The 11520-nt window shown below is 44.8% G+C and carries 6 protein-coding genes; all 6 read left to right on the top strand.

The annotated features are described in order from the left end of the window. Positions 1 to 174 precede the first annotated feature (174 nt). The 6 genes from Q9R46_RS19685 (at position 175) to Q9R46_RS19660 (ending at position 11498) form a co-directional block, all read left to right on the top strand. The gene (locus tag Q9R46_RS19685) at positions 175 to 1260 is read left to right on the top strand and encodes a 5-methyltetrahydropteroyltriglutamate--homocysteine S-methyltransferase (RefSeq protein WP_311281446.1); all 1086 of its coding nucleotides are present in this window, start codon (positions 175 to 177) and stop codon (positions 1258 to 1260) included. Positions 1261 to 1276: 16 nt separating this feature from the next. Further along, on the top strand, positions 1277 to 2767 hold the full coding sequence (locus Q9R46_RS19680) for an aldehyde dehydrogenase family protein (protein ID WP_311281445.1): 1491 nt from the start codon (positions 1277 to 1279) through the stop codon (positions 2765 to 2767). A gap of 356 nt (positions 2768 to 3123) precedes the next feature. After that, entirely contained in the window at positions 3124 to 9189 is a 6066-nt protein-coding gene (locus Q9R46_RS19675) for a DUF7601 domain-containing protein (RefSeq protein ID WP_311281444.1), read from the top strand. A 22-nt stretch (positions 9190 to 9211) separates the two neighbouring features. Continuing rightward, positions 9212 to 9988 carry a class B sortase gene (gene srtB, locus Q9R46_RS19670; RefSeq protein ID WP_311281442.1) on the top strand — a complete coding sequence of 259 codons (777 nt, stop codon included), beginning with the start codon at positions 9212 to 9214 and terminating at the stop codon, positions 9986 to 9988. Between the two features lie 202 nt (positions 9989 to 10190). Continuing rightward, positions 10191 to 10829, top strand: a complete 639-nt coding sequence (locus tag Q9R46_RS19665; protein WP_311281441.1) for a hypothetical protein — start codon at positions 10191 to 10193, stop codon at positions 10827 to 10829. Positions 10830 to 11087: 258 nt separating this feature from the next. Then, positions 11088 to 11498 carry a VOC family protein gene (locus Q9R46_RS19660; RefSeq protein WP_311281439.1) on the top strand — a complete coding sequence of 137 codons (411 nt, stop codon included), beginning with the start codon at positions 11088 to 11090 and terminating at the stop codon, positions 11496 to 11498. The last annotated feature ends 22 nt before the right edge of the window (positions 11499 to 11520 follow it).

Genomic DNA, 11520 nt, shown 5'->3' with positions numbered 1-11520 from the left:
ATGCTGGCACTCCACTCTATAAATCCACTACCCGATGAGGTTGTGGATTTTTTGCTTGTTGAGGGCTTTTTGGTATTGCTAAAAGCTATGACCAGTCATGCTTTTTTCATATTACAGGTAATCATTTTGATCATGCTATACTCAGGAAACTAAAAGTTAGAAGGAGATTTTTCTATGATACCATTCCGTAACGACCATGTTGGAAGCTTCCTACGTCCTGCGAACTTAAGTCAGGCGCGTGAACAATATAAAGCTGGCACGATTACATATGAAGAACTAAGAGATGTGGAAGATCAAGAGATTATCCGATTGATTGAAAAACAAAAAGAAAATGGCGTACTCGCTATTACGGATGGTGAGTTTCGCAGAAGCTGGTGGCACTTTGATTTTCTGGGTGGTTTGGACGGTGTAGAGCTGTATGAGGAAATTGATGGACCTCAATTCCATAACATGCAGACTCGCAAGGGCGGAATTCGAGTTGTAGGTAAGGTCGATTTCTCTACGCATCCCTTTGTGGATCATTTTAAGTTTTTGAAAAAACATGCAGGGGACGCCGTGGCAAAACAAACTATTCCAAGTCCAAATATGCTTCTCTATCGATTGGAAAACGGCGCCAACAGCTATACGGATCGGGAGCAATTCCTTCAGGATACGATTGCAGCATATCAAAAGGTCATTCAAGCCTTCTATGATGCAGGATGTCGTTATCTACAATTAGATGATACAGCTTGGGCAGACCTATTCTCAGAGGCTGGTCATGATAAACTGCGCGCTAAAGGGTTGGAACCGGCAGTAGAGTTGAAAACGATGCAACGCATGATTAATGAAACTTTGGCTCGTAAACCGGCAGATTTAGTTGTGACGATGCATATTTGTCGGGGTAACTATAAATCCAACTTTTTCTCAACCGGTGGTTACGATTATGCTTCTGAAGTTATTTTTGGAGGCTTAAATGTAGATGGGTTATTTTTAGAATTTGACGATGAGCGCTCAGGTAGTTTCGAGCCATTAAAATATGTGAATCGAACAGATTTGAAAATCGTGCTTGGTGTAATCACATCGAAAACCGGCGAGTTAGAAAATAAAGAGCAGATCAAAGCCCGGATTGCAGAAGCGGCAACCTACGTTCCTCTGGATCAGCTTTGTTTGAGCCCACAATGCGGCTTTTCTTCCACCGAGGAAGGCAACATTCTAACTGAAGAACAACAATGGCGTAAACTTCGTTATGTTAAGGAAATTGCAGAGGAAGTATGGAATTAAACGGAGGGGATTTCATATGACAATTCAAGCAGATCAAGAGACAGTTATAGTTGAAGCCTTCATTAACGGTCAACATGTAAGATCCCTTTCACAGTTAGCAAAAGAGAATCCGGCTAATCCAGCTGAAATCGTAGGTTATTTCCCTGTCACGACCAAAGAACAAGCGGTCACTGCCATTGAAGCGGCGGCAGGCGCTTTTAAAACATGGAAGCAGACCTCCATTGACGAACGCATTACTCGGATGCGCAAGGCAATAGAGAAAATTAGAGTAGCAGAGAATGACATTGTGCAATTGCTGTCTAGAGAACATGGTAAGCCGCTGTATGATGCACATGGTGAGATTTTTGTTTCTCTGATGTGGATGGAATATGCTTGTAATGAAGCTGCATCCGTTCTGGCAGAAGAGATCCATGAGCATGACCATGGTAAAACGATTGTATCCTATGATCCGATCGGTGTGGTAGCAGCGATTAGTCCATGGAATTACCCGATTGCTCTATCTACAATCAAGATCGCTCCAGCTTTACTTGCGGGCAATACGATCGTGCTTAAACCAAGTCCATATGCACCACTGGCGGCGGCGAAGGTGGCAGAGATCATTGCGAGTGAGTTCCCGGTAGGTGTAATCAATGTTGTATACGGTGATGCGGATGTGGGCGTTGAACTGACGAGTCATCCCCTTGTGACGAAGATCGCCTTTACAGGTGGAACGGCAACAGCGAAGCATATTATCAAAGCCGCTTCCGAAACGATTAAAGATATGACGCTGGAGCTTGGCGGGAATGACGCGGCGATTTTCTTGGAAAGCTTTGATGTTCATGATGAGCGAGCCATGCGCCGGATTGTCATCTCTAACTTCTTGACAACAGGCCAAATCTGTATGATTGCCAAACGCATATATGTACACCGTTCGATTTATAATGAATTTGTGGAAAAATATATAGAGGCGGCCAATCGTTGGATTCGAATTGGTGATCCTTTTGATCCAAACACGACGGTGGGGCCCGTTAATAACCTGAAACAGAGAGAGTACGTGCATGGTTTGGTTGAAGATGCGCAGAAACGCGGGGCCAAGATCATTCCTCTCGGCCAAATCCTCGATCAAAAGCGGTTTGAACAAGGCTACTACCTGCAACCTACACTTGTTTTGGATTGCGATGTTCATGATCCGATTGTCGTGGAGGAGCAATTTGGCCCGACGGTTCCGGTTCTGCCATTTGATGATGAAGAGCAGGTTATTAAACTGCACAATGAGAGCATATATGGACTTACGAGTTCTGTGTGGGGAAAAGAAGAAGATGCCATCTCTTTGGCACGTCAACTCGAAGCTGGAACAACCATGATCAATACAGCAGCTGTGCAGGGGCTTGATGTTCGCTTCCCTTTTGGTGGCTTCAAGCAATCGGGTATTGGCCGTGAATACGGCGCAGAGGGTATTCTCACGTATACGGAAAAACATGTGATTAACGTTCCGAAGATGCTGGATCTTCCGTATATACCTGAATAGATGTGAAATTAGAATAAAAAATAGAATGTAGATGCTAGATTTGCGCTTTGTTTACTGATTGTTAATCAGTAGACAGGGCGCTTTTTTGCTTACATATAAGATTCGCAACCAATATTATAACGCAATAAATGCAGCACATATCCGAGGGAGACAATTCCGTACGAATCATGTCTAAAGAGCAAAAATACCTGTGGTCAGAATTTGGTTAGACCTCTAATTTATAATGGTCAGGTATGCCATATAAATTAGATGAGATTGTTCATCAATGTCCTGTTGTAAGGAGAAGAGCGGGTAAGGGGAGAGAAAAAGTTTCCGGGTACCGCCCCAAAATTTTAGAAATGGAGGAGATTCTCGTATTGAAGCAAAGACGCAATGTAGGTAAACCGTTATTGTCGTTATTTCTGGCAATTATGCTTGTTATCCAGACAGTGATGTTCTCCACTGCTGCATATGCGGAGAGTGTACCTAACGATACTGGAATGGGAGCAGTTAGCGAATCTGACTCGCTGAGTATGGAAGAACCAACTTCAGTATCCGAGGCAGTATATGATGTACCCAACAATTCCATAATGAGGGCAGCAGCAGTCCCAATGGACAAAACAGCAGTATTTATGGAGTCTAATATATCCTTCCCACTGGAGTTGAAGCAAGGGAATGTGGTTATTGACCTGAACGGTATTATTCAGGGGCGTAAACCATTTACGCTCAAATCGGAAGGGCTCAAGGTACCCGTCAATGGGGATGACGCCAATCCAACGGATGCAAATCCTGAGAAATACATTCAAAAGGGTGACTGGATTGAGCTGAAAAGGGAGGATTACTTCAAGGAAGTCGTGCTTCCGACAGCAACGAGACCCCTGTATGCACAGACTGACTCAGGCACCAAACAGCTGGGTACGACCTATTTCACTCCAAATAGCATTCGAGTTGTCTTCGATGGTGATGATAACTTCTTCAATGGGGTAGGACGAGGTATTACTTTCAGTTTCGAAACGACAGCTGATGCAGATGTAACGGGATTGAATTATGGCGATAAAAAGCCTGTTAACATCTTCGGTAGCACATATGAGCTAGAGAATCCAAACGTTACAGCAGAGTATGGTATCACGTTAACCTCGCCTGGAATGATCAGGTGGGATCAGTATAGTTATCGTGGAATTCAACCGGCTCAATTCGTTGAAGGCGCGATTACTTGGCAGTCAACCGTATCCGCGTCCGACCAGTTCGATAAAACGATCAAATTGCCATTAGACGGGAAGACGTTTTATACGAATCCCTCAGCATATAATACAGGCTTTGGAAATTCGCGCGGTATTTATGTGGAGGGTTCCTTCAAAGTTAACGATCAGAACGTGTCGCCAGTCGTTGGAGCAGACGGATCGCTGACTTACATTTTCCCATCAGGAACAGGTCCAGAGCCAAAAGTGGAATATAAAACCTGGATTCCTAAGGAATCGTATTATTACGAGTATCGGAATCCGCCAAGCAATCTGGGGCGTAGCCACCGGGATACGACTGGTAAAGTGGAACTAAGACAAGACAATAGCATGCTGGTACAGGCTGGACTGGAGATATCCTTTGCTCCCGACTGGATTCAATCCAGTGCCTCTTATGATCATGCGAGTGAGACCATTCTCTGGAAAGTCACAGTTAACCAATATAATAAAAGAGGGTTAAAGGACTTTACGATTACTAACGTTTTACCTGCCGGGTTGAACTTTGTATCGGCTGAATGGCAAGAAGCTGGCACCGAATCTGGTCTAACATCCATTACACCGGACGCAAACGGCGTTTATTCTTTTGGCAATATTAACGGTAAAGTGGATTTGTTTATTAAAAGCAAAGTAATCAGCGGTTCCAGTTTCAGAATCGATCCTCGTGCCAACTGGAATCTGGATACACCGGCTGATATACAGAATAACGATGTGAAGGCGGGTACGAGACCCGCAGCAGTAACGGACGAGGCCACCGTCAACATCGGTGCGCATAATTTCACCAAATCAGGAGCTGTTTCTACAGAGGATTATAACCAAGGCAGCATCACATGGACGGTTAACCTTGCTCCACAATATGCTCTGCCAAATGCGGCGGTATATGATGTCCTCGTACATGGCGGTAATTTGGACGTCTTGGACAACGCCGTAGATGTAACTGGTGAAGTGAGTGCAGAAACCATTGCGAAGATCAAAGCAAATGTAACTTCCGCGCAACTTTGGAAGCAGTATAAGGCAGGAACGCTGAATACGAGTGCAGCCAATCTGACAACGAAGGCGATCCCTTTAACGGTGGATGGTAAAGTGGTGGCAGATTTGATCAAGGTGACTGGATATACGGATAGTTCCGCGTCCTTCAGCTTCCGTGCACTGGAGACCAACCCGGACGTCCTTTTTAGACAGGACATCAACGCAGGGAAAACAAGTTCGAATCGTGCTTTGCTCATTGATGGTGAAAACGTAAGACAAGCGCAAAACAACGCCAATCTTCACCTTCGTATGCTGAATAAGGATTTGCTCTTTGCATCGAGGCCATTGAAAGAAGATGGCACACTTGAAAATGTTAGCCCTAATAACGTTAACAGTTACATTCGAAACGATAGTAATGATGCATGGACGATTTCTGCTTATGACCGGACAACCAAGACAGTCACCTTCCGTCTAGGCGTAAACATGCCTGGATATAACACAGAAGAAATGGCTAAAGATGGCGGTAATCGAGTCGTTAGCAACATCAAGCTAGTGGACACACTGCCTGAGGGCTGGGAGTTTGTTCCTTTTTCGGAAGGTAAAGATTATGAACTCTGGAAAGGATTATCCGACAATGGTGCAGGTTTAGATTACGGTACAAGAAACGATGCCAAAACCGTTATTGAACCGGGCAGTGATGCTCATGTCGTAAGCTCCTTCACCCATAATGGCAACGTAGGAACGTTCACTTTCTCTAAATTGGAAAGTCCTTATGTTATCTTGGTGAAGGCAAGACCTTCCAACGAAGCTTTAGAGGAATATTTGAACGAATACACGACGAATGGCACGGACAAGCAAGTGGTATATAACAAAGCTGACCTCCATATGTCTTGGGGTGGTGTAGAAAAGACTGTCTCTGAACAGCGTAAGATTATCGTACCGATCCAGACTCTGGGCAAGTCGGTAACTAAACCTGTTCCAGGTGTGCTGGAATGGACAGTAAACTATACTCCGCCATTTAACATGAAGCAGGGCCTTTATCTGGAGGATACCCTGGGTGCAGGCATGAACTTACGTTACGAAGTTAACGGCAAACTTGTGCTGACATCACCTAGTATGGCCGTCTATCCTGCTAAGCTAACAGCCAGTGGTACGCTGGAACGAGGCGAAGCCCTCGACCTGAGCAACCCCAACGCTGAAGTAGAAGTAGAAGTTGCACCAGGTGCAGACGGGACTACCGTTCTCAAATTCAAAATGAACAACCCGAATAAGTTTTACCAGTTTGTATACCAAACTGAAGTTGATCCTTCCAAAGCGAAAGCCGGAGACAAGATGGGCAACGAGGTAAAACTGAAGGGCGATGACAGTCTGAGTACTGTCAGTGCCAGAAGTGAAAGTACACTGGACAGTTCGGACGTAGCAGGTAGTTCAAGCTCCAATGCTTTGTTACCTCTGCGAAAAGTAGATCCGAATGGAAATCCGCTGAAAGACGTAGAATTTACACTCTATAAAAAAGACACTGGAACTACAGTTACCAAAGGGAAAACGGATAGTTTAGGTAAACTTAATCTGCTATTCCCTGACCCGGGCTACTATGAGCTGAAGGAAACGTATATTGACACAAATACTTGGTTGCCTACGACAAGAATTTATCAAGTATATGTAGGAAATACACCGGGAAAACCCCTCTGGGTAGACGGGGTAAAAGTAACTTCGGATCAACCGCTGATTGTACCTACACCTGCCCAAGGCAAGCTGACCATTACCAATAAGGTAGAAGGCAACGGCAGTGATCCGAACAAAGGATTTGTATACACTGTGACCTTCACTGGTGAAGGTCAGGACGAAGCGTATGTCTATAAGAAATCGGATAATACGTCTGGAACGCTCAAAAATGGAGACAAGATCATCCTCAAGCATGGGGAATCTGCAATACTTCCGGCGTTGCCTGCGAATCTGGTCTTTACCGTGACGGAGGACGATTATACGACCGTTGATGGCTATACGACCACACCTGATACCAGAGAGCTGTCCGGCTCCATTGTGAACAAAGGTGATCATAAAGCGGACTTCATCAACGAACGAATCGTTAACAAGCTGACCATTAGTAATACGGTCATGGGCAACGGTGGCGATAAGACGAAGGAGTTCGAGTACACCATTCACTTTGAAGAAACAGGCAAAGATGAAAGCTACTCTTACATGAAGTCGGATAATAGTACAGGCACGATCAAGTCTGGCGACACCTTCCGCCTCAAGGACGGAGAGACACTGGATATTTCAGGCCTGCCTAAACATCTGAGATACACAGTTAGCCAAAAAGATTACACAACCGATGAATACATGACTACTCCTGAGGAACGATATTATTCCGAAGTGATGAAAGGCATGGATGAAGAAGCTCCATTCACGAACGTGCGCGTCTTGAAGGGCGGACTACTCATCAGCAACACAGTGAAAGGCAAAGAAGAAGATAAGAGCAAGCTGTTTAAGTACACAGTCACCTTCACAGGTGAGGGGTCAGAGGAGTCCTACGCCTATGAGAAGTCAGATGGCAGCAAGGGCACGATCAAGAACGGCGATAGCTTCGAGCTTACCGATGGCCAGACACTTGTCGTGCAAGGACTGCCTTCATCTCTTGAGTATACGGTAACGCAGGACGATTATACGAAAGATGGTTATGTGACAGACCCTGAACGTTTTGTTCGCACGGGTGTGATTCCGGAGAAAAAAGCGGCTGAAGCTAAATTTAAAAATACTCGCCCTTATCTGGAAGGTGTACTGCGTGACAACAATACGGGAGAAGTCATTCCCAACGCATCCATCACAGTGACTGATCTGAAGACAGGCGAAGAGCTTCAGATTGAGACCAATGAGAAGGGTGAATATGCAGTCCCAGCCGTAGCTGATACGGACTACACGATCACATATACGAAGTTGTACCGGGTAGGCGGGAGAGATGTACCTGTTAAGTTTACGCAAACAGCAAATGTAAACAGCAGTGTTACAGACGAGACCATTCCAGCGGATATCACGGCTGTAGGTATCATTATGCTCAAACAAATGGACGGAACAACAGAGCTATTTAACAGCTTGCATACCAGCCATATGTATATCTACCTGAAAGACAGAGACGGTAATTATATTACGGAAAATGGCCACCCTAAGGCTTTTCCAATGGCTTCGAACGGAACGTTCTCCGTGGAAGGGTTAAGCGAACAGAAGTACACCATGGAAGTTCGTTATCAAGTGGAGACTGGTGAGGAGTTACTCCTCAAAGTGACGCAACTTGACGTGAAAGCTAACGGAGAGCTGAATATTTCTGAAGAATTAGTCGACCCTTACGGTACGGTCTATGATGAATCTACAGGAAATGCGAGCACGGGCAAGAAAATCGAAGGAGCCAAAGTTACACTGTATTATGCGGATACACAGCGGAATAGAGATAAAGGCCGCATTCCGGGTACAAAAGTAACCCTCCCAGCGGTTCCGAATTTCCCGCCGCACGACAACAAGAGTCCAGAGCAGGATAGCGATGCCAACGGATTCTATGCGTACATGGTATTTCCTGAAGCAGATTATTATCTGGTCGTAACGAAGGATGGATACGAAACGCATACTAGCGGTACGATTTCTGTAGATTTTGACATTGTCAAATACGACGTGCCAATGAAGCCGATCCGTTCAGGTGGTGGCTCCGGCGGCAACAACGGTGGCAACAATGGCAATAGTGGAACCGACACCGGTACTCCAGGAACCAATAATGGCAACAATGGAACCGATCCGGGTATCCCGGGAATCAACAACGGTACCCCAGGAACGAACAATGGGAACGGTGAAACCGATAATGGTATTCCAGGAACCAACAATGGTACTCCCGGAACGAACAATGGGAACAGTGGAACCGATAATGGTGTTCCAGGAACCGACAACAGTATCCCAGGAACTGACACTGGCAACAGCGGAACCAATAACGGTACTCCGGGAACGAACAACAGCAACAGTGGAACCAATAACGGTACTCCAGGGACAAACACTGGCAACACAGGAACCAATAATGGCAACAGTGGAGCGAGCAAGGGTGACCATGTTACGGATGACGTTAGCAACGAGTTGGACGATGCTCCGAAAACAGGAGACAACAGTATATCGCCAATGTTCTATATGCTCTTGGCACTGATGTCCTTGATTACGATCGCTTTCTGTCTGCTCGGTAACAAGAAGAAAAAGCACATTTAATGACCGGAAAGGCGGTAAGAACATGAGCAAAACCAAAAAAATTCTTATCGCCATTTCCTCCCTTGTGTTGGTACTCTCTCTCATCGGTATTTCGAGAACGTTGCTGCGAGATTATGCGGAGCAACAGAAAATAGATGAGTTGGCCAGCATGTGGGAGGAAGGGTCGAATAAAAACGGAGGGGATGCAATCCCCTCTTTTTTGTTCAATAAGAATAAAAAGCGAGTCATGCTTCCTGAATTTCAAGCCCTGTACGAGCGGAACTCGGACATTGTGGGCTGGCTGAAGATTAACGGTACTCGAATCGAATATCCTGTCATGCAAAATCCACAGAATGCGGATTATTATCTGGATCATGATTTCGATAAGAAGGAAACCCAAGGTGGCCTTCCTTTTTTGGACAGGCATAGCCAGATCAGGGGTTCAGATATTTTGCTGATTCACGGACATCATATGAAGAGTGGCTGGATGTTTAAAGATCTAATGAAATACAAGAGTGAAAGCTTTTATAAAGAGCACGCTACATTCGAGTTTAGCACGCTCTACGAAAAGGAAGAGTACGAGATCGTTGCTGTGATTCTATCCAAAGTGTATCGTAAATCAGATGACGTGTTTAAATATTATCAAATTGGGGATGTACAGACGTCCACTGAGTTCGATTCATATGTTCAGAATATCAAAAAACTCGCTCTTTACGACACAGGTGTAACCGCTCAGTATGGTGATAAACTTGTTGTGCTGTCCACATGTGAATATTCGACTGAAAATGGCCGGCTAGCGGTAGTTGCTAAAAAGCGTTAAGGTCGATGACCAAACACCAAATGAATGGGTTTCACCTCGCGTGCTCTCTGTAGAGAGCGCGTTTTTTTGTCCCCTGACTTTTAATGAAGTCGAGGAATGAGGTTAAACGCAGGTGGATTAGAGACAGGTCTTCTTTATAATGGAGATGAGTGCTATTTACGAATAACAATTGAATATCAGATTCCGGAGAGGGAGTTGTAAAGTGACGATAGAGAATCAAGCGAATATGTTGACGACCAGAGTAGAATCTATTCTTTATTATGCCAAACCGTTCTTAAACAACGAACATAGAGCAGGCTGGATCGGCGGAAATGCACCCGAGTTTTTTGATGACCAATCAGAACTCATCCACGAAGGTAACCAAAAGTATGCTTTTTATCTGAGCCTTAACCATCCCTTCAAACCAGAGCGCATGATCTCGATCTTTATCCCTGAAGAGCGTCATACCTATTTGGAAAATAACATCTATCCTCATTGCCCAATCAAGGTGATTGAACATCCTGTTTCAGCAGAAAGCATGCGGGATTCCTTTACTCACAAGGATCTGATAAAACACTCCATCTCACACGGAGAACGAAGCAAGGACGAAGAATCCATGGAGCAGCCCTTTTTAATTAAGGTGGGCGGTAATCCGAGACTGATTCAGGATGAAGACTATTATTTTGCAGAGCTCAAGAAAGGGGCACTATCGTTCTTTTTCCAAGTCGAAGAAGATGGTTATCCCGAAACATTGATCCGAGAGGATGGGGATTATCCATTTGGTTATGGTTCGCTTTATATTTTCGCCAAAATGGGTACTGAATTAGAACACCCTGTAGCCGGTTTCTGTCAGTTTTCTTAAGTGCGGGATCATACAACGAATAATAAAAAAATATATGAAATCCTTAACCGTCCTGTTCTCGGCAGCGGTTATTTGGGGAGAGGGGAATTAGATACCTCGTTGCTTCGTGATATGTAAATTCAGAGAATGTCTATAAACGCTACTGACATAACGTTGTCAGTGGCGTTTTTTTATAATCAGATCAGTACAGCAAGGTAGAAAGGTAAGTAACAAGATTTAGGGAGATATAATGAAGAAAATTAGGGAGGATGATCTGTTATGAATTTTGCTTCTGTACGTATCATTACTGACGATGTAGATGGCTTGGTGGCGTTCTATGAGCACGTTCTTGGGGTTCCGGCGGAGCGCCCTGCACCTGTATCCGCAGAGCTCGTTTTACCATCATGTACACTTGCCATCGGGCACACCCAGACTACAGCATTATTTGGAGTGGATGCTACAAATGCATCCTGGGCCGTGAACCATCCGGTCATTTTGGAGTTCCGTGTTGCTGATATCGAAGCGGAATACGAGCGTCTGAAAACATATATTCATTCTTGGGTGCAGCAACCAACTACCATGCCGTGGGGAAACCGCTCCATGCTGTTTCGTGATCCGGATGGCAACTTGGTCAACTTCTTTGAACCGATAACCAAAGAAGCCATTCAAAGATTTAATCAGAGACATTGATCCATAAGTATACGCATAAAAA

The sequence above is a fragment of the Paenibacillus sp. RRE4 genome, assembly GCF_031844205.1.
Classification (GTDB): Bacteria; Bacillota; Bacilli; order Paenibacillales; family Paenibacillaceae; genus Paenibacillus; species Paenibacillus xylanexedens_B.
This window is presented reverse-complemented; position numbering and strand designations above follow the sequence as displayed.

Bases quoted from the DNA above. Each gene is read 5' to 3' on its own strand.
- Q9R46_RS19685 (WP_311281446.1), top strand. From the start codon at position 175: ATGATACCATTCCGTAACGACCATGTTGGAAGCTTCCTACGTCCTGCG.
- Q9R46_RS19680 (WP_311281445.1), top strand. From the start codon at position 1,277: ATGACAATTCAAGCAGATCAAGAGACAGTTATAGTTGAAGCCTTCATT.
- srtB (WP_311281442.1), top strand. From the start codon at position 9,212: ATGAGCAAAACCAAAAAAATTCTTATCGCCATTTCCTCCCTTGTGTTG.
- Q9R46_RS19660 (WP_311281439.1), top strand. From the start codon at position 11,088: ATGAATTTTGCTTCTGTACGTATCATTACTGACGATGTAGATGGCTTG.